Here is a 24,547-nt window from a genome sequence, read left to right on the forward strand (position 1 = left end):
TATAGTGGTTGTATTTGTGTATAACGGGTTATAAGAAATACGGTTGGACAGGCTTTGCAGTTCATTATTAACATCTATACATAATGATTCTGATCTTTGGCAGCTTTGTTTTTGTTGGACGAAGCCGTATGATTGCTTTAGAATGGAAGACCGACACAACCTGAATAGATTTTTGGAGGGAAACACATGTCTGTAAAATGGGAAAAACAAGAAGGCAACGAAGGCGTTTTAACGGTTGAAGTTGATGCTGAAACGTTTAAAACAGCACTTGATGATGCATTTAAAAAAGTAGTAAAACAAGTTTCAATTCCTGGATTCCGTAAAGGTAAAATTCCTCGCGGATTATTCGAACAGCGCTTTGGCGTAGAAGCTCTTTACCAAGATGCTTTGGATATTCTTCTTCCTGTAGAATACCCTAAAGCGGTTGAAGAAGCTGGAATCGAGCCTGTAGACCGTCCTGAAATCGATGTTGAAAAAATCGAAAAAGGCGAAAGCTTAATCTTCACTGCGAAAGTAACAGTAAAACCTGAAGTGAAGCTTGGCGAATACAAAGGCCTGGGCATTGAAAAAGACGACACAACTGTAACTGACGAAGATGTTCAAAACGAACTAAAAGCTCTTCAAGAGCGTCAAGCTGAACTTGTTGTAAAAGAAGAAGGCGCTGTTGAAGAAGGAAACACAGTTGTTCTTGATTTCGAAGGATTCGTTGACGGCGAAGCTTTCGAGGGCGGAAAAGCTGAAAACTACTCTCTTGAAGTAGGATCTGGCTCATTCATCCCTGGCTTCGAAGATCAGTTAGTCGGCCTTGAAGCAGGCGCTGAGAAAGATGTTGAAGTGACATTCCCAGAAGAATACCACGCTGAAGAGCTTGCAGGCAAACCAGCTGTGTTTAAAGTGAAAATTCACGAAATCAAAGCGAAAGAGCTTCCTGAGCTTGACGATGAATTCGCAAAAGATATCGATGAAGAAGTGGAAACACTTGCTGAATTAACTGAAAAAACAAAGAAACGTTTAGAAGAAGCAAAAGAAAACGAAGCTGACGCTAAATTGCGTGAAGAGCTTGTTCTGAAAGCTTCTGAAAACGCTGAAATCGATGTTCCGCAAGCAATGGTCGACACTGAGCTTGACCGCATGCTGAAAGAATTCGAACAGCGTCTGCAAATGCAAGGCATGAACCTTGAGCTTTACACTCAATTCTCAGGCCAAGATGAAGCTGCGCTTAAAGAGCAAATGAAAGAAGATGCTGAAAAACGCGTAAAATCTAACCTGACTCTTGAGGCGATTGCGAAAGCGGAAAACCTTGAAGTATCAGATGAGGAAGTTGATGCTGAGCTTACAAAAATGGCTGAAGCATACAACATGCCTGTTGAAAATATTAAACAAGCCATCGGTTCTACTGACGCGATGAAAGAAGATTTAAAAGTTCGCAAAGCAATTGATTTTCTTGTAGAAAACCGTTAATATTGTGCATAATAATAGTACTAATAAAACAGGGCGCGAATCATTCGTGCCTTGTTTTGTACAATTATGAGTTATCTCTTTTTCTTGGGGCAATATAGTTAATGCAGGGCTGTTTTTTGTCATACATATAGAATGTGCAAGTCAGAAACACATTGTTACCGTCTTTTTGGAAAGTATGGTAAAATGCAATACATACTCGTTCGTTTCAAGAATCATTTTCTTTTGCTCTGCCGGTAAAAGAAAAAGTGAGACAAGATTAAGGGGTGAAAGAATGTTTAAATTTAACGAGGAAAAAGGACAATTAAAATGCTCGTTCTGTGGAAAAACACAAGATCAGGTTCGTAAGCTTGTAGCTGGACCTGGTGTATATATATGTGACGAATGTATCGAACTCTGCACTGAAATTGTAGAGGAAGAACTCGGAACAGAAGAAGAAGTAGAATTTAAAGACGTACCAAAGCCTCAGGAAATTCGTGAAATTTTGAATGAATATGTCATCGGCCAAGATCAAGCGAAGAAATCACTTGCTGTTGCTGTGTATAACCACTATAAGCGCATTAACTCTAACAGCAAAGTTGATGATGTTGAGCTTTCAAAAAGTAATATTTCATTAATCGGCCCTACGGGAAGCGGTAAAACCCTTCTGGCGCAAACATTGGCTCGCATTTTAAATGTGCCGTTTGCAATTGCAGACGCTACATCTTTGACTGAAGCTGGATACGTGGGTGAAGATGTAGAGAATATTCTCTTGAAGCTCATCCAAGCTGCTGATTATGATGTGGAAAAAGCCGAAAAAGGCATTATCTATATTGATGAAATCGATAAAGTGGCTAGAAAATCTGAAAACCCGTCTATCACACGTGATGTGTCAGGTGAGGGTGTACAGCAGGCATTGCTTAAAATTCTTGAGGGTACAGTGGCAAGCGTGCCGCCTCAAGGGGGACGTAAGCATCCTCATCAAGAATTCATTCAAATTGACACAACAAATATTTTGTTCATTTGCGGCGGAGCTTTCGATGGTATCGAACAAATCATCAAACGCCGTTTAGGCCAAAAAGTGATTGGATTCGGTGCCGACAATAAAGCTGCTGATCTTGAGAAAGAAGATCTTCTTTCAAAAGTGCTTCCAGAAGATTTGCTCCGTTTCGGGTTAATTCCTGAATTTATCGGACGTCTTCCGGTTATTGCAAGCCTTGAAAAGCTTGACGAAGAAGCATTGGTTGCGATCTTAACAAAACCGAAAAACGCTCTTGTTAAGCAATTCAAGAAAATGCTTGAGCTTGACAACGTTGAGCTTGAGTTTGAAGAAGAAGCGCTTTCTGAAATTGCTAAAAAAGCAATTGAACGCAAGACTGGAGCACGCGGACTCCGTTCTATCATTGAAGGCATCATGCTTGATGTGATGTTTGAGCTGCCTTCTCGTGATGACATTGAAAAATGTGTAATTACCGGGGCGACTGTGACACACGGAGAGCCTCCTCGCCTCTTATTAAAAGACGGCACTGAGGTAAGCCAAGATAAAACATCTGCATAAAGATAAGTACAAACCTCCTGAGTGGTAACACTCAGGAGGTTTTTTTGCATGCAACTCTTCCGGAAAAACGTTTATTCCCGTCTTCTATGGGAGATACTAGCAATCAGAGGAATGAATTGGATACATAAATTGTTTTTCAGGAGGGACCACCATGAGTTGGACAGGGATCGCGTTATTTATTCAGCTGTTTTTTGGGATCATCATCGGTTTGTATTTTTGGAATTTGCTTAAAAATCAAAGGACACAAAAGGTCACGATAGATAAAGAATCAAAGAAGGAAATGGAGCAGCTTCGGAAAATGCGCGCTATCAGCTTGTCCGAGCCATTATCTGAGAAGGTCCGCCCCAAAAGCTTTAAAGATATCGTCGGACAGGAAGACGGCATTAAAGCATTAAAGGCGGCTTTATGCGGGCCAAATCCTCAGCATGTGATTGTCTATGGGCCACCGGGAGTTGGGAAAACGGCTGCTGCGCGGCTTGTGTTGGAAGAAGCAAAAAAACATAAACAATCACCGTTTAAAGAGCAGGCTGTCTTTGTGGAACTCGATGCGACAACAGCCCGTTTTGATGAAAGAGGAATTGCCGATCCGCTCATCGGCTCTGTCCATGACCCGATATACCAAGGGGCCGGAGCGATGGGACAGGCTGGGATTCCGCAGCCGAAGCAGGGAGCTGTCACCCATGCCCATGGCGGTGTGCTGTTTATTGATGAAATAGGGGAGCTGCATCCTATTCAAATGAATAAAATGCTGAAGGTGCTTGAGGACAGAAAAGTCTTTTTAGATAGTGCGTATTACAGTGAGGAAAATACACAAATTCCGAATCATATTCATGATATTTTTCAAAATGGGCTGCCGGCTGATTTTCGCTTGATTGGCGCGACCACGAGAATGCCAAACGAAATTCCGCCAGCTATCCGGTCCCGCTGTTTGGAGGTTTTTTTCCGCGAGCTTGAAAAGGACGAGTTGAAAACGGTTGCCAAAACAGCAGCGGATAAAATTGAAAAAAATATCTCCGAAGAAGGACTGGATCTTTTGACCAGCTACACGCGGAACGGGCGGGAAGCCGTCAATATGATTCAAATCGCAGCGGGGATGGCTGTAACGGAGAATCGAAAGGACATTACGATTGAGGATATTGAATGGGTCATTCACTCCAGTCAGCTTACTCCAAAGCACGAGCAAAAAATCGGTGTTGAACCACAGGTTGGCATTGTAAATGGGCTTGCAGTCTATGGGCCTAACAGCGGATCGCTTCTGGAAATCGAAGTAAGTGTAACCGCGGCTCAAGATAAAGGATCAATTAACATCACAGGAATAGCTGAAGAAGAAAGCATCGGCAGCCAATCAAAATCGATCAGGCGAAAAAGCATGGCGAAGGGTTCGGTTGAAAATGTATTAACCGTGCTCCGGACAATGGGAATGAAGCCTTCTGATTATGATATTCACATCAATTTCCCAGGTGGGATTCCGATTGATGGGCCGTCAGCAGGCATTGCGATGGCGGCGGGGATTTTCTCGGCGATACACAAAATTCCTATTGACAATACCGTTGCGATGACGGGCGAAATCAGCCTGAACGGTCTTGTGAAACCCATCGGAGGCGTCATTCCGAAAATAAAAGCGGCCAAGCAGTCCGGTGCGAAAAAGGTGATTATCCCATATGAAAATCAGCAGGCCATCTTAAAGCAGATTGACGGGATCGAGATTATTGCAGTGAAGACGTTCCAAGAAGTGCTTGATGAAATTTTAGTGAATCCGCCAACGGAACAAAAACCGTTTCATATTGAAATCAATAAAGAATCTGTTTAAACCCTATTTTGATAATAGGGTTTTTTTCATGAAGGACATCTTTTCCTTTTTCATATCAGAAAGAAAGGGTATACTACGAGGAGACTGTTTTATAGAAAATGGAACCATGCCGTTTATTGTACAAGGATGAAAAAGTTGTATTATAATGGTTCATACTAAAGTCACGGAGGTGTCAGTCACATGGCAGAAGAATTAAAACGCAGCATCCCGCTCCTCCCTTTAAGAGGTTTATTAGTGTACCCGACGATGGTTTTGCATTTAGATGTAGGACGTGACAAGTCGGTTCAGGCTCTTGAACAGGCAATGATGCATGATCATATGATATTTTTAGCCACTCAGCAGGATATTTCGATAGACGAACCTGGTGAAGACGAGATTTTCACTGTCGGCACCTATACAAAAATTAAGCAAATGCTGAAGCTTCCGAACGGTACGATTCGTGTGTTGGTGGAGGGCCTCAAGCGCGCCCATATCGTCAAATACAATGAACACGAGGATTACACGTCGGTCGACATTCAACTTATTCATGAAGATGATTCAAAAGATACAGAAGACGAAGCATTGATGCGGACTTTGCTAGACCACTTTGATCAGTACATAAAAATTTCTAAAAAAATCTCGGCCGAAACGTACGCCGCGGTTACTGATATCGAAGAGCCGGGGAGAATGGCAGACATCGTTGCTTCTCATCTGCCCCTTAAACTAAAGGATAAGCAGGATATTTTAGAAACGGCTGATGTCAAAGACAGGCTAAACAAGGTCATTGATTTTATTAATAATGAAAAAGAGGTGCTGGAGATTGAGAAAAAAATCGGCCAGCGCGTCAAACGTTCGATGGAGCGTACGCAGAAGGAATACTACTTGCGTGAACAAATGAAGGCGATCCAAAAAGAGCTTGGCGATAAAGAAGGCAAAACTGGCGAAGTTCAGACGCTGACGGAAAAAATCGAAGAAGCAGGCATGCCTGATCATGTGAAGGAAACAGCGCTTAAAGAATTGAACAGATATGAAAAAATTCCGTCAAGTTCTGCGGAAAGCTCTGTGATCCGCAACTATATCGACTGGCTGGTTGCTCTTCCGTGGACGGATGAAACAGATGATAAGCTTGATTTGAAAGAAGCAGGACGTCTCTTGGACGAAGAGCACCACGGGCTTGAAAAAGTAAAAGAACGTATTTTAGAATATTTGGCTGTCCAGAAGCTGACAAAATCCCTGAAAGGCCCGATTCTCTGTTTGGCAGGACCTCCAGGTGTCGGAAAAACGTCTTTAGCCAAATCAATTGCAAAAAGCTTGGGACGCAAATTCGTCAGAATCTCACTCGGAGGAGTTCGGGACGAATCAGAGATACGCGGACACAGACGGACCTATGTCGGAGCAATGCCTGGACGTATTATTCAAGGGATGAAAAAAGCGGGCAAGCTGAATCCGGTCTTCTTATTAGACGAAATTGACAAAATGTCATCTGATTTTAGAGGAGACCCATCATCCGCTATGCTTGAAGTGCTTGATCCAGAGCAAAACAGCAGCTTCAGTGATCACTATATTGAAGAAACCTTTGATTTATCCAAAGTGCTGTTTATCGCAACGGCGAACAATTTGGCCACAATCCCGGGCCCGCTCAGAGACAGAATGGAAATTATTAATATCGCAGGCTACACAGAAATAGAAAAACTTGAAATCGTAAAGGATCACTTGCTTCCAAAGCAAATCAAAGAACACGGGCTGAAGAAAAGCAATCTTCAGCTGCGTGATCAGGCGATTCTTGATATTATCCGCTACTATACGAGAGAAGCTGGTGTGAGAAGTCTTGAACGCCAGCTTGCCGCGATTTGCCGTAAAGCTGCAAAAGCCATTGTTGCTGAAGAGCGAAAACGGATTACGGTTACTGAGAAGAACCTTCAAGACTTTATCGGAAAACGTATTTTCAGATATGGACAAGCTGAGACAGAGGATCAGGTTGGTGTAGTGACAGGGCTTGCTTATACAACCGTTGGCGGAGATACGCTGTCGATTGAAGTATCGCTTTCTCCGGGGAAAGGGAAATTGATCCTGACAGGAAAGCTCGGAGATGTTATGAGAGAGTCAGCTCAGGCTGCATTCAGCTATGTGCGATCCAAAACAGAAGAACTTGGCATTGAACCTGACTTTCATGAGAAGTATGATATTCATATACATGTACCAGAGGGTGCGGTGCCAAAAGATGGTCCGTCAGCCGGTATTACGATGGCAACAGCGCTTGTTTCTGCTTTAACGGGACGGGCGGTTTCGCGTGAAGTCGGCATGACTGGGGAAATCACGCTTCGCGGGCGCGTGCTGCCGATCGGCGGCTTAAAGGAAAAAGCGCTTGGCGCACATAGAGCGGGATTAACGACCATTATTGCGCCTAAAGATAATGAAAAAGATATAGAGGATATTCCGGAAAGCGTCAGGGAGGGGCTGACATTTATATTGGCGTCCCACTTAGACGAGGTTTTGGAACATGCCTTAGTAGGAGAGAAGAAATGAAAGTCACAAAGTCAGAAATCGTGATCAGTGCAGTAAAACCGGAACAGTACCCTGAAGGGGGGCTTCCGGAAATCGCATTGGCCGGAAGATCGAACGTAGGAAAATCGTCTTTTATCAATTCATTAATCAATCGCAAAAATCTTGCGAGAACGTCATCAAAGCCGGGAAAAACACAAACGCTTAATTTCTACATTATCAATGATGAGCTGCATTTTGTGGATGTGCCGGGCTACGGTTTCGCCAAAGTGTCAAAGTCTGAGCGTGAAGCATGGGGCAGAATGATTGAAACCTATATCACGACACGCGAGGAATTAAAAGCTGTGGTGCAGATCGTTGATTTGCGGCATGCGCCATCTAATGATGATGTACAGATGTATGAATTTTTAAAGTATTACGGCATTCCTGTTATTGTTATCGCTACAAAGGCGGATAAGATCCCGAAAGGCAAATGGGACAAACACGCGAAGGTTGTCCGACAAACATTAAATATTGATCCGGAAGACGAGCTGATTCTCTTTTCCTCAGAAACGAAAAAGGGAAAAGACGAAGCTTGGGGAGCGATCAAAAAAATGATAAACCGGTAGAGGATCCTCTACCGGTTTTATTTATCGTATAGATTTTTTTCGTTTTATCAATAATAATAATAAACTGATTCCAATAAAGACAAACGGCCAATACTCCTTCAGAAGCGCTGTTGGAATATGCGCAGACTCAAGCCATGCCATAATTTGTTTGAAAAAGTACAAAAACAGGGAAAAACAAATCATCGACACAGCTTCAAATACATATTCTTTTTTTTGAACGGTTGAAACGAGAAGTGAGAAGCCGATCATAAAGAGGAGCATTTCAAAGTCATCTGGCCACCATACCCATTTCGGCTTGGCAAAAAAGTGTAAACCGATCCCGAAGAGAAGCAAACCGATAAAAAAATGGGGTGTGACGGCTTCTTTTTTTCCTTGATATACAAAGGCTGCGCCTAACAGCATGAGGAGAACAGGCCATTGATCCTGCCCTGAAAACAGTTCGGCTTGGCCGCTTTCTAGCCATGCATATACAGAAGCGGCAAGCAGCAGACAAGGGAATAAAATTGATTTTTGTTTCATGCATATCACCTTCTTGTTTTTTAGAGCTGATGTGTAGTAAATTTCTGCTGTTTTTGGTATTGTCAATAGGAATGCTTCTTTTCCCTGAAGCTTTTTCTAATATAGCATAAGAATTTTAAAATCTGTTCACATTTTGTGAAAGAAACTATGTTATAATTATTATAAATAATGAGTTCTATGTTAGAATGATTATAAATTAAGATTGGGTGTTGGGGGTGTAATTAGAGCGATGCATATACTTGTTGTGGGAGTAGATTATAAATCCGCCCCTATTGAGATACGTGAAAAAGTAAGTTTTCAGCCGAATGAGCTGGCAGAAGCAATGGTGCAGCTGAAAGAAGAGAAAAGCATTCTTGAAAACATCATTGTCTCAACCTGCAACCGCACTGAAATTTATGCGGTAGTCGACCAGCTCCATACCGGCCGTTATTATATAAAAAAGTTTTTAGCTGATTGGTTTCAATTAAGCAAAGAAGAGCTGTCACCGTTCTTAACGTTTTATGAGAGCGATGCCGCTGTTGAGCATTTATTCCGTGTAGCCTGCGGACTTGACTCTATGGTGATTGGCGAAACGCAGATTCTCGGACAGGTACGCGACAGCTTTAAAACAGCTCAGCAAGAAAAAACGATCGGGACTATTTTTAATGAGCTGTTTAAGCAGGCAGTTACAGTGGGCAAACGGACTCACGCCGAAACAGACATTGGCTCAAATGCGGTGTCAGTAAGCTATGCTGCAGTTGAACTTGCCAAAAAAATCTTCGGAAATCTTTCAAGCAAGCACATATTGATTCTCGGTGCGGGAAAAATGGGCGAGCTTGCTGCGGAAAACCTGCACGGACAGGGAATCGGCAAGGTCACTGTCATTAACCGAACATACTTGAAAGCGAAGGAGCTTGCAGACCGTTTCTCAGGTGAAGCGAGAAGCTTGAATCAGCTTGAAAGCGCGCTTGCGGAGGCTGATATTTTAATCAGTTCAACCGGTGCAAGTGAATTTGTCGTGTCCAAAGAGATGATGGAAAACGCGAATAAGCTTCGCAAGGGACGTCCGCTGTTTATGGTCGACATTGCCGTGCCTAGAGATCTTGATCCGGCGCTGAATGATCTTGAAGGTGTTTTTCTTTATGATATCGACGATCTGGAAGGCATTGTAGAAGCGAACATGAAAGAGCGGAGAGAAACAGCTGAAAAAGTTGAACTGTTAATTGAAGAAACCATTGTGGAATTTAAACAATGGATGAATACACTTGGTGTTGTGCCGGTTATTTCTGCATTGCGCGAAAAGGCGCTTGCTATCCAGTCAGAAACGATGGACAGCATTGAGCGTAAGCTGCCTCACTTAAGCTCAAGAGAGAAAAAACTGTTGAACAAACACACCAAAAGTATTATTAACCAAATGCTTCGTGATCCGATTTTAAAGGTGAAAGAGCTTGCGGCAGATGCTGATTCGGAAGAAAAGCTCGCGTTGTTTATGCAGATTTTTGATATTGAAGAAGCTGCGGGCCGTCAAATGATGAAAACCGTTGAAAGCAGCCAAAAGGTCCACTCTTTTAAGAAGGCTGAATCAAAAGCGGGCTTTAGCCCACTTGTAAGTGAGTGAAAGCTGAATGATTGATACTGCAATGGCAAGACTTAATGAGGGGACAATCGTCATTTACGCGTTAAGTGTACTCTTTTATTTTATAGATTTTCTTCAACACAACCGGAAGGCTGGAAAAATGGCCTTCTGGTTGCTTTCTATTGTCTGGACTCTGCAAACCGTGTATTTGGCCTATTTTATGTGGGTGACGGGGCGGTTTCCGGTATTAAATGTGACAGAGGCGCTTTATTTTTATGCCTGGGTGCTTGTCACGCTGTCACTTGTACTGACAAAGCTTTTACGTGTTGACTTTATCGTGTTTTTTACAAATGTTATAGGATTTTCTATGATCGCCATTCACACATTTTCACCGACAGAGCAGCAGTCAGCTGCTTTTTCCGGGCAGCTTGTATCCGAGCTTTTGGTGATTCATATTACAATGGCGATTCTTTCATACGGCGCTTTTTCCCTTTCTTTCGTTTTTTCTGTGCTATATATGTTTCAATATCATCTGCTGAAAAAGAAAAAGTGGGGAAAATGGCTGTTGAGAATAGAAGATTTATCTAAGCTTGATTATATGGCGTATGTTTTAAATGTCATCGGGGTTCCGATGCTGCTGCTGAGTTTGATTCTCGGCGTCATATGGGCATATGTCTCACTAGAAACGCTGTATTGGTTTGACGCCAAAGTGCTTGGTTCGTTTGTCGTCCTGCTGCTGTACAGCTATTATCTTTATATCAGGCTGATTAAAGAGCTGCAAGGAAAGGTCGCTGCACTGTGGAATACGGCTTGTTTTCTGGTGCTGATGATCAATTATTTCCTGCTTGGAAGCCTGTCGCAATTCCATTGGTTCAGTTAAACGATGTCCCAAGCAGATTCGGGAGGAAAGAAATGATGAGAACGATTAAAGTAGGTTCCAGACGAAGCAAACTCGCTATGACTCAAACAAAATGGGTTATTCAAAAACTGAAGGAAATCAATCCTTCGTTTGCTTTTGAAATTAAAGAGATCGTGACAAAGGGCGACCGGATTGTCGATGTTACACTCTCAAAAGTGGGTGGAAAAGGGCTGTTTGTCAAAGAAATTGAACAGGCGCTTTTAAACGAAGAGATTGATATGGCTGTGCACAGCATGAAGGACATGCCTGCTGTTTTGCCTGAAGGCCTTGTGATCGGCTGTATTCCTGAACGGGAGGACCCGCGTGATGCCCTTATTTCAAAGAATCGCGTAAAGCTTTCAGAAATGAAGGAAGGTGCTGTCATTGGCACAAGCAGTTTAAGAAGAAGCGCGCAGCTTTTGATTGAGCGCCCTGACCTTACAATTAAATGGATTAGAGGTAATATAGATACAAGACTTCAAAAGCTGGAAACAGAGGATTATGACGCGATTATTTTAGCGGCTGCCGGACTTTCTAGAATGGGGTGGAAGCAAGATGTCGTAACCGAATTCCTTGAGCCTGAGCGCTGTTTGCCTGCTGTGGGGCAGGGAGCACTGGCGATTGAGTGCCGAGAATCGGATGAAGAGCTGTTGGCGTTGTTTTCTCAGTTTACAGATGAATATACAAAACGGACTGTCTTAGCGGAACGTGCTTTTTTAAACGCGATGGAGGGCGGCTGCCAGGTTCCGATCGCAGGCTACTCCGTGTTAAATGGACAGGATGAAATTGAAATGACAGGTCTTGTCGCTTCACCTGACGGCAAAATCATTTTTAAAGAAACCGTCACCGGAAACGATCCGGAGGAAGTAGGAAAGCGCTGTGCCGCTCTTATGGCTGACAAAGGAGCAAAAGATTTAATTGATCGTGTAAAACGGGAGCTTGATGAGGATGGAAAATGATTTTCCGTTGAAAGGAAAAACAGTGCTTGTCACCCGGAATAAGGCACAGGCAACATCATTTCAGCAAAAAGTGGAGGCGCTTGGCGGTAAAGCGGTTTTAACCTCTTTGATTACGTTTCGCCGCGCTTTGCCGAATGATGTTGCGGAACAGGTAAGGGAGGATCTAACCGCGCCAGGCTGGCTTGTTTTTACAAGTGTGAACGGGGCAGACTTCTTTTTTTCTTATCTGAAGGAAAATCAGCTTATTCTCCCTGCGCATAAAAAAATTGCAGCCGTCGGTGAAAAAACCGCCCGCCGTTTAAAAACGCATAACGTATCGGTTGATGTGATGCCACAGGAGTATATTGCTGAACAATTGGCTGATGCTCTTAAGCAGCATGCTGAACCGGGGGAGCCCATTACCGTGATGAAAGGGAATTTGTCACGTGATGTGATAAAACAAGAGCTTGTCCCGCTCGGTTTTGAAGTAAAGGAATGGGTTCTCTACGAAACGATTCCAGATGAAGAAGGCATTGAGGCACTGAAAGACGCTGCGGGTCAATATTCCTTTGACTATATAACATTTACGAGTTCATCAACCGTACATACGTTTATGCATGTCTTGGGAGAAGAATTAAAAAAGTGGAAGGCGAATGGGACGGCCTGTATCAGCATTGGACCTTTAACAAATGATGCCCTTCTGACGTACGGCATCACATCGCATACGCCTGATACATTTACAATAGATAGCATGCTTGAGTTAATGTGCAGCATGTCAAGAGAGGAAGAGAGAATATGAGTCAATCATTTAATAGACACCGCCGCCTGCGGACATCAAAAGCAATGAGAGAAATGGTAAAGGAAACACGTTTGCATCCATCAGATTTTATTTATCCGATTTTTGTCGTTGAAGGGCTGGAAGGCAAAAAAGCTGTTCCGTCAATGCCTGATGTTTACCATGTATCATTAGATTTATTGAAGGATGAAGTAGCGGAGCTGGTCAAACTGGGCATTCAATCTGTTATCGTCTTCGGCATCCCAGAAGAAAAAGATGATTGCGGAACACAAGCGTACCATGATCACGGAATTGTCCAAAAAGCCATCACAGAAATTAAAAAACACTTCCCTGAAATGGTTGTTGTCGCTGACACGTGCCTGTGCGAATATACAGACCACGGCCATTGCGGACTTGTCAAAGACGGGGTCATCCTCAATGATGAATCGCTGGAGCTTTTGGCGCAGACAGCTGTCAGCCAAGCGAAAGCAGGTGCGGATATCATTGCGCCATCAAACATGATGGACGGATTTGTTACAGTGATCAGAGAAGCGCTTGATAAAGAAGGATTCGTCAATATTCCAATCATGTCTTACGCTGTGAAATATTCTAGTGAGTTTTACGGTCCGTTCCGTGATGCAGCAAACAGCACACCGCAATTCGGAGACCGCAAAACATATCAGATGGACCCTGCCAACCGTATGGAGGCACTCCGCGAAGCACAATCAGATGTCGAGGAAGGCGCGGACTTTTTGATTGTCAAACCTTCGCTTTCTTATATGGATATCATGCGTGACGTAAAAAATGAGTTTACTTTGCCGCTCGTCGCTTATAATGTAAGCGGAGAGTATTCAATGGTGAAGGCTGCAGCGCAGAACGGCTGGATCAAAGAAAAAGAAATTGTGTTGGAAATTTTGACAAGCATGAAGCGCGCGGGTGCCGACCTGATTATTACGTATCATGCGAAAGACGCAGCGAAATGGCTTGCGGAGTAATTTTATTCAGTTGACAGGAGTTGAGGCAGATGAGAAGCTATGAAAAATCAAAAACGGCTTTTAAAGAAGCGCAAAAACTCATGCCAGGCGGTGTGAACAGTCCCGTTCGCGCATTTAAATCGGTAGACATGGACCCGATTTTTATGGAGCGTGGAAAAGGCTCGAAAATCTTTGATATTGACGGGAATGAATATATTGACTACGTCTTGTCATGGGGGCCTTTAATTTTAGGGCATACAAATGACCGCGTCGTAGAAAGCCTCAAAAAAGTGGCTGAATACGGGACAAGCTTCGGTGCTCCGACTGAAGTAGAAAATGAACTGGCTAAGCTCGTCATTGATCGTGTGCCATCTGTAGAAATTGTACGAATGGTAAGCTCCGGAACAGAGGCTACAATGAGTGCCCTCCGTTTGGCAAGGGGCTATACGGGCCGCAACAAGATTTTAAAATTTGAGGGCTGCTACCACGGACACGGCGATTCTCTCTTGATTAAAGCTGGTTCAGGTGTTGCCACTCTCGGTCTGCCTGACAGCCCGGGGGTGCCTGAAGGCATTGCGAAAAACACCATCACCGTTCCGTACAATGATTTAGAAAGTGTAAAGCTTGCTTTCCAGCAATTCGGTGAAGACATTGCGGGAGTCATTGTAGAGCCAGTTGCCGGAAATATGGGTGTTGTTCCGCCGCAAGAAGGTTTCCTGCAGGGTCTGCGTGATATCACTGAGCAGTACGGCTCCCTGCTGATTTTTGATGAAGTGATGACTGGCTTCCGGGTCGATTATAACTGCGCTCAAGGCTACTTCGGCGTAACGCCTGATCTGACTTGTTTAGGAAAAGTAATCGGGGGCGGACTTCCTGTCGGCGCTTATGGCGGAAAGGCAGAAATCATGGAGCAGATCGCTCCAAGCGGTCCGATCTATCAAGCTGGTACATTGTCAGGCAACCCGCTTGCGATGACGGCTGGCTTAGAGACATTGAAACAGCTGACACCTGATTCCTACAAGAATTTCATCAAAAAAGGCGACAGACTGGAAGAAGGAATTTCAAAAGCCGCCGAGGTTCATGGCATTCCGCATACCTTTAACCGTGCAGGTTCGATGATCGGTTTCTTCTTTACAAACGAACCAGTCATTAATTATGAAACAGCGAAATCATCTGATTTGAAGCTGTTCGCAAGCTATTATAAAGGGATGGCAAATGAAGGGGTATTCCTTCCGCCATCACAATTCGAAGGTCTTTTCCTCTCAACGGCCCATACTGATGAAGATATTGAAAACACAATCCAGGCAGCTGAGAAAGTATTTGCTGAGATCAGCCGCAGATAAGAGTGAAAACCGGTATCAAGGACTCCTTGTGCCGGTTTTTTCGTGCTCTCCCACTCATATTTTCTCCAGTTCATACATACACCTTTAGTGACATCTAATTTTAAGGATTAGATGAAAGGAGGATATGAACTTGCCGCAAAATCATCGATTGCAATTTTCTGTAGAAGAATCGATCTGTTTCCAAAAAGGACAGGAAGTTTCTGAACTGCTTTCTATTTCATTAGATCCTGATATTAGGGTTCAGGAAGTAAATGATTATGTATCAATCATAGGATCGCTTGAACTTACAGGTGAGTACAACATAGATCAAAACAAACATACCGAAGAGATTTATACAGATAAGCGGTTTGTTGAACAAGTCAGAAAGAGAGAGGATGGAAGTGCGGAACTGACTCACTGTTTTCCTGTGGATATTACCATTCCGAAAAATAAAGTGAGCCATTTACAGGATGTCTTCGTCTTTATTGACGCATTTGACTATCAATTGACGGATTCGCGCATTTTAACAATTCAAGCTGATTTAGCGATTGAAGGGCTTTTGGATGATACGCAAGACAAAGAGCCGGAGATACCTTTATATGAAGCTCCTGCGGCATTCAGGGAGGAAGAGCTTTCAGAGCCGCCGGCACATAGTGTAGTAGAAGAACCGGGTGCATCATCGGCAGAGGAAGCAGTTCTTCAGCATGAACCGCCAGCCGAACCGCCAGAACTTTTTATCTCAAAAGCGGGGCTCCGTGAAGAACTGGAGACAGAAAAAGCAGAATCTGAGCCGCCTGAATCGGTTGCTTCAGAACCAGAGGCCAGAGAAGATGTAAAAGAGGAAGAAGAGTCAGAAGAGCTTGCTGTGCCGGAAACGGAGGTTCGTGCTGAATCGGAAACAGAAGAATCTGAGCCAGAACCTGATCATTCAGAAATAGAGATTCAAGAGATCGTTAAAGCAAAAAAAGAAACGGCAGAGCCGACAGCTGCAACAGCGGATGTTCGTGAAGAAGCAGACTCTCCAGCGGAGACTGAGCTTCGTGAACACGCTGGAGCAGAAGAATCGCCTGCTTTGGAAGCTGAGCTTCATTCAGAGACTGTGATTGCAGAGGAAAAAGCGGAAACAACAGTGTCTCCTAATCATGAATATGCGCTGCGCCAAGAGGCTCAAAAGGAAGAAGCGGCTCAATCGGATCAGGCTGATCCTGCGCTTTGCCAAGAAGAGGCGGAACCGGATGAAGCTTTGGAGAGTGTATCAGAGGCCGCTCTCTCCATAGAAGATAGCAGAGAAACAGCTTCAGCTGTATATATGGAGAATGACAATGCCGATTTACATTTCCATTTCAATCAAAAAACAAGCTCGGAGGAGGCATCTCAAGAAGAATTGCCTGAACCGGCATACCGTACCTTCCTGCCTGAACAAGAAGAGGAGGATTCTTTTTATTCAGCGCCTAAGCTGCTGGAGGAGGAAGAACAAGAGGAAGAGAGCTTCGAAATTGAAGTGAGAAAAACACCATCAGCTGAAGAGCCTAAGGAAGAAACACCTTTTCAATCCTTCCAGCTGCCTGAATCTTCTGAGACTGAAAGGAAGGAAACGGATGCTGTTCCTAGGGTTGCTCCTGCTGCTGAAACGAAGGAACCTCAAACAAAGGAAAGTGATAATTCTCTTTATTTAACAAAACTCTTTACAAAAGAAGCGGATGAGTTTTCGAGAATGAAAATATGCATTGTGCAGCAGGAAGATACGATCGAGCGTTTATGCGAACGGTATGAAATTACATCCCAGCAGCTGATCAGGATGAATTCTTTAGCCTTGGATGATGAATTAAAAGCAGGACAGATTCTCTATATTCCTCAATATAAAAATAGCCATGCGTAAACCGTAAGTGATCGGAAAATGTGGTGAATGAAATGGAAGATACCCAATCGGTTCTTCAGGAATACGGACTGACTGCTCAATTTATTGAGCCTGTCAGTCCTCTTGTTTGGAAAGTGTATACAGACTACGGCATATTTGCCCTGAAAAAATTGAAAGAGGGTCGCGGCAAGCATTTTACAGATCATATGGTGGCGATTGAGGAAAAAGGCTTTCGTTCATTCGTTCCCGTTTACAGAACAAATAGCGGTGAGTTTTTCTCAACAGGCATACAATACGGAGATACCTACTATTTAATGCCTTGGCTCCAATTTGACCAAGAGGAAGAGCGGGATCAGAAACATGCTTATTTATTTAGAGAAACAGCCCGTCTTCACGAGAGAACCGCGCAGGAACTAAAGGTTAGACGTGATGAGATTGAACGTTATTACGGGCAAACGAAAAAAAAGTGGGAACAAGATAAAATTTTCTATGAGCAGTTTGTGGATAGAGCGGAGAAGGAATGGTACCTTTCTCCTTTTGAACTCCAGGCCATAACCTATTTTTCAGAAACCATTTCCGCGGTGAATTTTGCGCTGGAACGGCTGGAGGACTGGTATGAGTCGGCAAAGGAAAAGGACGTTTCAAGGGTTGTAATGAACCACGGCAGCCTGTCTATACACCATTTTCTGTATAATGATGCCGGGACCGGATATTTTACAAACTTCGAAAGAGCATCTGTCGGTCCGCCGCAAAACGACCTGCTCGGCTTTTATACAAAAATGTTCAGTGGCTTTCCGAAAGCTTGTCCGGAATGCGTCGAATGGTTTTATGGATATACGAAATCATTCCCTTTGCGTGAAGCGGAAGTCAGCCTTTTTCTCAGCTATATGGCATATCCGGCAGCCATGTACAAGGTACTGAACGGTTATCAAACTGGGAAAAGACAGCATGAAAAAGAGGAATGTACACAATTATTAAAGGCTTATTGGCAAATGAAAAATATAGAGCCGTTTGTGATGAAAATTCATCAGATTGAACAAGAGAAAAAATTTCAGGCTGAAAACGAGTCCACGTCTTAATGGCGCGGACTTGTTTGTTTATATCCATTCTAAATGAAGGGCGCAAGCTAAAAAGATTAGGATTGCGAGCAGCAAAACATCAAAGGTTGTCGGAAAGAAAATGGTTCTGATTCCTTGAAAAATCGTAATGGGAATAATCACTTGTGCGGATACAAGCCGAATTTGCCTTACCCATGGCGGCAGCGAATAAGAGCTGAAACGTTTCTTCACGGTGCATCCTCCTCTACGCATTTACAAGCATCATATGTAAACTTGGGCAATAGGTGCCTGCCCATCTGTATAGAAAGCGGTGTTTTTGGAAAAGATGATTGACGAATCAAAAACACTTTTACTATAATAAAGAACATAAATAATGTATACAATGAGCTGATAAATACACCTGCTTAGAACGGGAAGAGTACAAAAAAGGCGCATGCAGAGAGAGAAGCCGTTTGCTGAAAGGCTTCTTATGTTGTCTGATTGGAAGGTCGCCCGGGAGCATAATTTCTTGAAAGAAGAGTAGAGAAATTCGGGAAACACCCGTTATCCGTTATAAGTGCATGAACTGATAGAGTTCATGAAAAAAGGTGGTACCGCGAAAGAGCTTTTCGTCCTTTTACAGGGATGAAGAGCTCTTTTTTCGTTCTCAGCCATTTTTAAACATGCTGGAGGGTTATGATGGAAACGAATGAACAAACAATGCCGACGAAATATGATCCGGCAGCGGTTGAAAAAGACCGATATGATTTTTGGCTAAAAGGCAAATTTTTTGAAGCGGGCAGTGACCAGACAAAAGAGCCATACTCTGTTGTCATCCCGCCGCCAAACGTAACAGGAAGACTTCACCTTGGCCACGCATGGGACACAACGCTGCAAGACATTGTAACAAGAATGAAACGCATGCAGGGCTATGATGTGCTGTGGCTTCCAGGCATGGACCATGCCGGCATCGCAACACAGGCTAAAGTGGAGGCGAAACTTCGTGAAGAAGGCAAATCCCGCTACGATTTAGGCCGTGAAAAATTCCTCGAAGAAACGTGGAAGTGGAAGGAAGAATATGCTGACTTTATTCGCAGCCAGTGGGCGAAATTAGGTCTTGGCCTAGATTATTCCCGTGAACGTTTTACGCTGGATGAAGGCTTGAGCAAAGCGGTAAGAGAAGTATTCGTTAAGCTTTATGAAAAAGGCCTGATCTACAGAGGCGAATATATTATTAACTGGGACCCAGCGACAAAAACAGCCCTATCCGACATTGAGGTGATTTACAAGGATGTTCAAGGCGCGTTCTATCATATGAGCTATCCGCTTGCTGACGGTTCAGGCTCAATTGAAATTGCGACGACACGTCCTGAAACAATGCTCGGTGATACAGCTGTTGCCGTTCACCCTGAAGACGAGCGCTATAAACACCTTATCGGAAAAACGGTGATCCTGCCGATTGTAAATCGTGAAATTCCGATTGTCGGTGATGACTATGTTGATATGGAATTTGGTTCAGGTGCCGTGAAAATTACGCCTGCTCATGATCCGAACGACTTCGAGCTTGGCAACCGCCACAATTTAGAACGCATTCTTGTCATGAATGAAGATGGCACGATGAATGAAAATGCTCTGCAATATCAAGGCATGGATCGTTTTGAATGCCGCAAAAAGCTCGTGAAAGATTTACAGGAGGCGGGAGTTCTCTTCAAGATCGAGGATCATATGCACTCTGTCGGCCATAGTGAACGAAGCGGGGCTGTTGTGGAGCCTTATCTTTCTACACAATGGTTTGTGCGCATGCAGCCGCTTGCTGATGCAGCGATTGAGCTGCAAAAGAAAGAAGAAAAGGTCAACTTTGTGCCTGACCGTTTCGAAAAAACGTATTTACACTGGATGGAAAACATCCGCGACTGGTGTATCTCCCGTCAATTGTGGTGGGGCCATCGTATTCCTGCCTGGTATCATAAAGAAACAGGCGAGCTATATGTCGGGCTTGAAGCGCCGGAAGACAGCGAAAATTGGGAACAGGATACAGACGTACTGGATACATGGTTCAGTTCTGCGCTATGGCCTTTCTCCACAATGGGCTGGCCTGATGTAACGGCTGAAGACTTTAAACGCTACTATCCGACAGATGTTCTCGTGACAGGGTACGATATCATTTTCTTCTGGGTATCACGCATGATTTTCCAAGGCATTGAATTTACAGGCGAGCGCCCGTTCAAAGATGTTTTAATCCACGGCTTAATCCGTGACGAGCAAGGCCGGAAAATGAGTAAATCTCTTGGCAACGGTGTCGACCCGATGGATGTGATTGACAAGTACGGAGCCGATTCTCTGCGTTATTTCCTTGCGACTGGAAGCTCTCCTGGCCAGGATCTGCGCTTCAGCTATGAAAAAGTGGAATCGACCTGGAATTTTGCCAATAAAATTTGGAACGCCTCCCGTTTTGCATTAATGAATATGGATGGCATGACGTACGATGAGCTTGATCTGTCAGGCGAAAAATCAGTCGCTGACAAGTGGATTTTAACGCGATTAAATGAAACGATCGAGCACGTGACCCAGCTTGCTGATCGATATGAATTTGGTGAAGTAGGACGCCATTTATATAACTTTATTTGGGACGATTTCTGTGATTGGTATATTGAAATGGCGAAGCTTCCGCTTTATGGGGAAGACGAAGCGGCTAAGAAAACTACCCGTTCCATCCTTGCTTACGTACTTGATCAAACGATGCGTCTGCTCCATCCGTTTATGCCATTCTTAACGGAGGAAATTTGGCAGCACCTTCCTCACCAAGGGGAATCGATTACAGTAAGTCAATGGCCTGTAGTAGTGCCGGAGCATACCGATACTGAAGCGGCAGCTGACATGAAGCTTCTTGTTGAGCTGATCCGTTCTGTGCGCAATATCCGCAGTGAAGTCAATACGCCAATGAGCAAGCAGGTTGAACTGTACATTAAAACAAGCACAGACGAAATAGCAGCCCGCCTCGAGGCGAACCGTTCATATGTTGAACGCTTTACGAATCCGAGCGTGCTTAAAATCGGCACCGATATTGAGGCTGTTGATAAGGCGATGACGGCCGTTGTCTCAGGAGCAGAGGTTATTCTTCCGCTTGAAGGCTTAATCAATATTGATGAAGAAATTGCCCGTCTGCAAAAAGAATTTGATAAACTGACAAAAGAAGTTGAGCGTGTCCAAAAGAAACTTGGAAATGAAGGATTTATGAAAAAAGCGCCTGCACACGTAATTGATGAAGAACGTGAAAAAGAAAAAGATTATGTGGCGAAGCGTGACGCTGTTCAAAAACGAATGGCTGAGCTGAAGGGTTAATGAAAAGCCGGGGCGGTTTCTAGAGAAACCGCCTTGTCATATAAAAGAGGGGATTATCATTGTTTACTGCATATCAAGATGCGCGCAGCTGGATTCACGGGAGGCTGAAATTCGGGGTGAAGCCCGGACTTGGCCGAATGAAACAGCTGATGGCGCGGTTAGGACATCCTGAAAAAAAAATCCGAGCGTTCCACGTCGCAGGAACAAACGGTAAAGGATCAACTGTCGCTTTTATCCGTTCTATGCTGCAGGAAGCCGGATATACGGTTGGAACATTTACATCGCCTTATATTATTACGTTTAATGAACGGATCAGCGTAAACGGGATACCGATTTCAGATGAGGAATGGACAGCACTCGTCAATCAAATGAAACCGCACGTTGAAGCCCTTGATCAAACGGAATACGGACAGCCGACAGAATTTGAAATTATGACGGCCTGTGCATTTTTATATTTTGCAGAATTTCATAAGGTCGATTTTGTTATTTTTGAAACAGGTTTGGGCGGTAGATTCGATTCTACTAATGTGGTTGAACCGCTCTTAACTGTGATTACAAGCATTGGACACGATCATATGAATATTTTGGGAAACACCATTGAAGAAATTGCAGGAGAAAAGGCCGGTATTATTAAAGAAGGTATTCCAATCGTTACAGCAGTTACCCAGCCGGAAGCTTTACAGGTCATCCGCCACGAAGCCGAACGGCATGCTGCGCCGTTCCAGTCATTGCATGATGCATGTGTTATTTTCAATGAAGAGGCTCTGCCTGCAGGAGAACAGTTTTCATTCAAAACGGAAGAGAAATGCTATGAAGATATTCGGACATCTCTGATTGGCACCCATCAAAGACAAAATGCTGCTTTGTCCATTTTGGCTGCGGAGTGGCTCAATAAGGAGAATATCGCCCATATCAGTGACGAAGCGTTAAGGAGCGGGCTTGTGAAGGCTGCTTGGCCGGGACGGTTAGAGCTTGTTCAGGAACATCCTCCGGTATATTTAGACGGTGCGCATAACGAAGAAGGTGTTGAAAAGCTGGCGGAAACGATGAAGCAGCGTTTCGCCAATTCACGCATTACTGTGGTGTTTAGCGCGTTAAAGGACAAACCGTATCAGAACATGATTAAAAGACTGGAAACCATTGCTCATGCGATTCATTTTGCTTCTTTTGATTTCCCGCGTGCTTCTCTTGCAAAAGATCTCTATGATGCAAGTGAAATCAGCAATAAAAGCTGGAGTGAAGATCCAGACGATGTGATCAAATTCATAGAAAGCAAAAAGGGCTCAAATGAAATTACGCTGATTACCGGATCTCTTTACTTTATTTCTGACATTCGAAAAAGGTTGAAATAAAAGCATCCGGCTCCGGCAGAATCAAAAAAAGATTCTGCCGTTTTTTTTATGTGTAAAATTGAATATTCCCAATTGGAGCTCAGGATGTCCATTTTGCTACAATCCATACCAGAACTCAATGAGTAAAGGTGTGTTGTCTATGCTATCCATTCTTTTTATCTTCGGGCTTATCCTTGGTTCTTTTTACTATACGGCCGGGTGCCGTATCCCCTTACATCTATCTATTATTGCGCCCCGTTCATCATGCCCGTTTTGCCGGCGAACATTAACTCCTGCAGAATTAATTCCCATCCTGTCATTCCTATTTCAAAAAGGTAAATGTAAAAGCTGCGGGCATAGGATTTCTTTTATGTATCCCGCAGCAGAGCTTGTGACAGCGTGTTTATTTGCCGCCGCAGGAATACGCTTTGGCACATCGCTGGAACTGTTTCCCGCTGTGGTGTTTATCTCTCTTCTCATTATTGTTGCAGTGACAGATATTCATTTTATGCTGATTCCAAATCGAATATTGATTTTCTTTCTTCCCTTTTTGGCGGCCGCGAGATTGATTTCTCCGCTTGATTCCTGGTATGCAGGCCTGTTAGGTGCGGCAGCCGGATTTTTGTTTCTGGCTGTAATTGCCGCAATCACCCATGGGGGAGTAGGGGGAGGAGATATTAAATTATTTGCGGTGATTGGCTTTGTGCTTGGTGTGAAAATGCTGGCAGCTGCCTTTTTCTTTTCAGTTTTGATAGGTGCATTATATGGAGCGGCAGCTGTTCTGACTGGTAGACTCGCTAAAAGGCAGCCGCTTCCCTTCGCCCCCGCTATAGCCGCAGGGAGCATTTTAGCCTATTTATACGGTGACTCTATCATTTCTTTTTATATCAAAATGGCATTGGGCTGACTGCTGAAAAATTTGACGAACGTTTTTTGGACAAGGCGACAAAAGTCTTGTTCTTTTTTTCTTTGCCTGTGCTAAAGTGTGTAGCATGAAAAGCCGACAAGAACGGTCAAGCAAATGAAGGGAGGAAGCGGAATTGAAAAAAAGAAAGAATAAAAAAAACAGTAAAGCCGCAGAAAAAGCCCTCAAGGTGACGATTAATGGAAAAGAAGAGACGGTTTACGAACAAGAGACGCCTGAGACAGAGGCGAATAAAAGCATGACATTTTCAAATTGGGAGGAAAAAAGACAGGCAGAACAAGAGGTTGCGGCATCCCAGGAACACCCTGATGAAGATGAATTCAATTGGGATTCCGAGGAGGACAAGGTGTTTAAAGAGGACCCTAAAGTTGTTCCTCCTTTTCAAAAGAAAAAAACAAAGCTTTATGCAAAAGGAAAGACCGGGACTGCCAAACCAGTAAAAAGAGTGGCTGCGACGATTGCCTTCGCGGCTGTCATTGGCACTGGATTAGGGCTATTCGCGTTAAGCATATCGGGGAATAAAGAAGCGTCAGCACCGGCCTCTTTAGAGGATTCTCTGGGCAGCCAAACGGCAAAAGCCGGAGATACTTCTGCTGATAAACAAACCTCAGGCGCAGAAAAACAAGCAGCACAAACTGAAGGTACATACAAAACATACGCTGTGCAAGCCGGAAAATTTTCAAATGAAAAGGGTGCCGAAACGTTAACAGAACAATTGACCGAAAAGGGTTATTCCGCCGTGTCACTGTCAAAGGATGACGGGTATACGTATGTCATCGCGGGCTTAGCCAGTGATAAGAATGTCTCACAGCAGTTAGGACAGGTTTTAATCGACAGTGATTTTGAAGCCTGGGGAGGCAAGGAGCTTTCCTTATCAATAGAGTCAGATATGACAGATTCTTTTAAGGAAACAGCGGAGCTTGCAGCAAAGGCGATTCTCGGCGAAGACATTACAAAAGCGAGTGTAGAGAAAATAGAAAAGTCGCTTGGTGAAACAAAAGCTTCAGAAACAGGAGAGAAAAAAGCGATTTTGCAGGCTTTAAAGGAATTAGAGGATCCAAGTGCTGAAGCCGGGTGGAAGGCTCAGCAGGAGCTGTTAGCCGTCGTAAAATAAGAGATAGTGCCCTGAGCCTTCGTCCTTTAGTGACAGGCTTTTTTTATTTTGTCATGAAAAAGTTA

At 43.9% G+C, this 24,547-nt stretch carries 19 protein-coding genes and 1 other annotated feature; of the genes, 17 read left to right on the plus strand and 2 right to left on the minus strand.

Translation table 11 applies throughout. The features are described 5' to 3' along the window. Window positions 1-186: 186 nt before the first annotated feature. The 5 genes from tig to yihA all read left to right on the plus strand — a co-directional run bounded on the left by tig (window position 187) and on the right by yihA (window position 7,894). Window positions 187-1,461, plus strand: coding sequence for a trigger factor (gene tig / locus MKY10_RS07505; RefSeq protein ID WP_014477565.1), 1,275 nt, complete (start codon window positions 187-189; stop codon window positions 1,459-1,461). A 271-nt stretch (window positions 1,462-1,732) separates the two neighbouring features. Next, the gene (gene clpX / locus MKY10_RS07510) at window positions 1,733-2,995 is read left to right on the plus strand and encodes an ATP-dependent protease ATP-binding subunit ClpX (RefSeq protein ID WP_003229613.1); all 1,263 of its coding nucleotides are present in this window, start codon (window positions 1,733-1,735) and stop codon (window positions 2,993-2,995) included. Between the two features lie 151 nt (window positions 2,996-3,146). Further along, a complete protein-coding gene (lonB, locus tag MKY10_RS07515) occupies window positions 3,147-4,805 on the plus strand; it encodes an ATP-dependent protease LonB (RefSeq protein ID WP_004398923.1) in 1,659 nt (552 codons plus the stop codon). Between the two features lie 180 nt (window positions 4,806-4,985). Next, a complete protein-coding gene (gene lon / locus MKY10_RS07520) occupies window positions 4,986-7,310 on the plus strand; it encodes an endopeptidase La (protein WP_003229618.1) in 2,325 nt (774 codons plus the stop codon). Then, window positions 7,307-7,894 (plus strand): ribosome biogenesis GTP-binding protein YihA/YsxC, encoded by a 588-nt coding sequence (yihA, locus tag MKY10_RS07525; protein ID WP_003229621.1) that lies wholly within the window; start codon window positions 7,307-7,309, stop codon window positions 7,892-7,894. The genes lon and yihA overlap by 4 nt, the downstream gene beginning before the upstream one ends. 21 nt (window positions 7,895-7,915) lie before the next feature. Here yihA and MKY10_RS07530 read toward each other — a convergent pair whose 3' ends face one another. Beyond that, window positions 7,916-8,413, minus strand: coding sequence for a hypothetical protein (locus MKY10_RS07530; protein ID WP_044052485.1), 498 nt, complete (start codon window positions 8,411-8,413; stop codon window positions 7,916-7,918). Window positions 8,414-8,642: 229 nt separating this feature from the next. On the opposite strand from MKY10_RS07530, the gene hemA reads away from it, so the two are divergent. The 8 genes from hemA (at window position 8,643) to cotN (ending at window position 17,812) form a co-directional block, all read left to right on the plus strand. Then, window positions 8,643-10,010 carry a glutamyl-tRNA reductase gene (hemA, locus tag MKY10_RS07535; protein WP_015251535.1) on the plus strand — a complete coding sequence of 456 codons (1,368 nt, stop codon included), beginning with the start codon at window positions 8,643-8,645 and terminating at the stop codon, window positions 10,008-10,010. 7 nt (window positions 10,011-10,017) lie between these two features. Beyond that, window positions 10,018-10,848 carry a cytochrome c biogenesis protein gene (locus MKY10_RS07540; protein ID WP_003222575.1) on the plus strand — a complete coding sequence of 277 codons (831 nt, stop codon included), beginning with the start codon at window positions 10,018-10,020 and terminating at the stop codon, window positions 10,846-10,848. Between the two features lie 32 nt (window positions 10,849-10,880). Further along, on the plus strand, window positions 10,881-11,825 hold the full coding sequence (hemC, locus tag MKY10_RS07545; protein WP_015251536.1) for a hydroxymethylbilane synthase: 945 nt from the start codon (window positions 10,881-10,883) through the stop codon (window positions 11,823-11,825). Then, window positions 11,815-12,603 carry a uroporphyrinogen-III synthase gene (gene hemD, locus MKY10_RS07550; protein WP_015251537.1) on the plus strand — a complete coding sequence of 263 codons (789 nt, stop codon included), beginning with the start codon at window positions 11,815-11,817 and terminating at the stop codon, window positions 12,601-12,603. The genes hemC and hemD overlap by 11 nt, the downstream gene beginning before the upstream one ends. Then, the gene (gene hemB / locus MKY10_RS07555; RefSeq protein WP_015251538.1) at window positions 12,600-13,574 is read left to right on the plus strand and encodes a porphobilinogen synthase; all 975 of its coding nucleotides are present in this window, start codon (window positions 12,600-12,602) and stop codon (window positions 13,572-13,574) included. The genes hemD and hemB overlap by 4 nt, the downstream gene beginning before the upstream one ends. A gap of 29 nt (window positions 13,575-13,603) precedes the next feature. Then, window positions 13,604-14,896 carry a glutamate-1-semialdehyde 2,1-aminomutase gene (gene hemL, locus MKY10_RS07560; protein WP_015251539.1) on the plus strand — a complete coding sequence of 431 codons (1,293 nt, stop codon included), beginning with the start codon at window positions 13,604-13,606 and terminating at the stop codon, window positions 14,894-14,896. 130 nt (window positions 14,897-15,026) lie between these two features. After that, on the plus strand, window positions 15,027-16,754 hold the full coding sequence (spoVID, locus tag MKY10_RS07565) for a spore coat morphogenetic protein SpoVID (RefSeq protein WP_015251540.1): 1,728 nt from the start codon (window positions 15,027-15,029) through the stop codon (window positions 16,752-16,754). A 32-nt stretch (window positions 16,755-16,786) separates the two neighbouring features. Then, the gene (gene cotN / locus MKY10_RS07570) at window positions 16,787-17,812 is read left to right on the plus strand and encodes a spore coat protein CotN (RefSeq protein ID WP_015251541.1); all 1,026 of its coding nucleotides are present in this window, start codon (window positions 16,787-16,789) and stop codon (window positions 17,810-17,812) included. An 18-nt stretch (window positions 17,813-17,830) separates the two neighbouring features. Here the strand turns inward: cotN and MKY10_RS07575 are convergent, their stop codons facing one another. Next, window positions 17,831-18,022, minus strand: a complete 192-nt coding sequence (locus MKY10_RS07575) for a hypothetical protein (protein ID WP_003222590.1) — start codon at window positions 18,020-18,022, stop codon at window positions 17,831-17,833. A gap of 165 nt (window positions 18,023-18,187) precedes the next feature. Further along, window positions 18,188-18,410 (plus strand) — a binding site (T-box leader). Window positions 18,411-18,469: 59 nt separating this feature from the next. Here MKY10_RS07575 and valS point away from each other — a divergent pair. The 4 genes from valS to spoIIB all read left to right on the plus strand — a co-directional run bounded on the left by valS (window position 18,470) and on the right by spoIIB (window position 24,482). After that, window positions 18,470-21,112, plus strand: coding sequence for a valine--tRNA ligase (gene valS, locus MKY10_RS07580; protein WP_017697542.1), 2,643 nt, complete (start codon window positions 18,470-18,472; stop codon window positions 21,110-21,112). Between the two features lie 59 nt (window positions 21,113-21,171). Beyond that, complete coding sequence (locus MKY10_RS07585) at window positions 21,172-22,464, plus strand: folylpolyglutamate synthase/dihydrofolate synthase family protein (protein WP_014480460.1); 1,293 nt, start codon at window positions 21,172-21,174, stop codon at window positions 22,462-22,464. 139 nt (window positions 22,465-22,603) lie between these two features. After that, window positions 22,604-23,350: an A24 family peptidase gene (locus MKY10_RS07590; RefSeq protein ID WP_072592551.1), complete on the plus strand. Its 747-nt coding sequence runs from the start codon at window positions 22,604-22,606 to the stop codon at window positions 23,348-23,350. A 133-nt stretch (window positions 23,351-23,483) separates the two neighbouring features. Next, a complete protein-coding gene (spoIIB, locus tag MKY10_RS07595; RefSeq protein WP_015251545.1) occupies window positions 23,484-24,482 on the plus strand; it encodes a stage II sporulation protein SpoIIB in 999 nt (332 codons plus the stop codon). The last annotated feature ends 65 nt before the right edge of the window (window positions 24,483-24,547 follow it).

It is taken from the genome of Bacillus sp. FSL P4-0290 (assembly GCF_037975435.1).
Classification (GTDB): Bacteria; Bacillota; Bacilli; order Bacillales; family Bacillaceae; genus Bacillus; species Bacillus subtilis.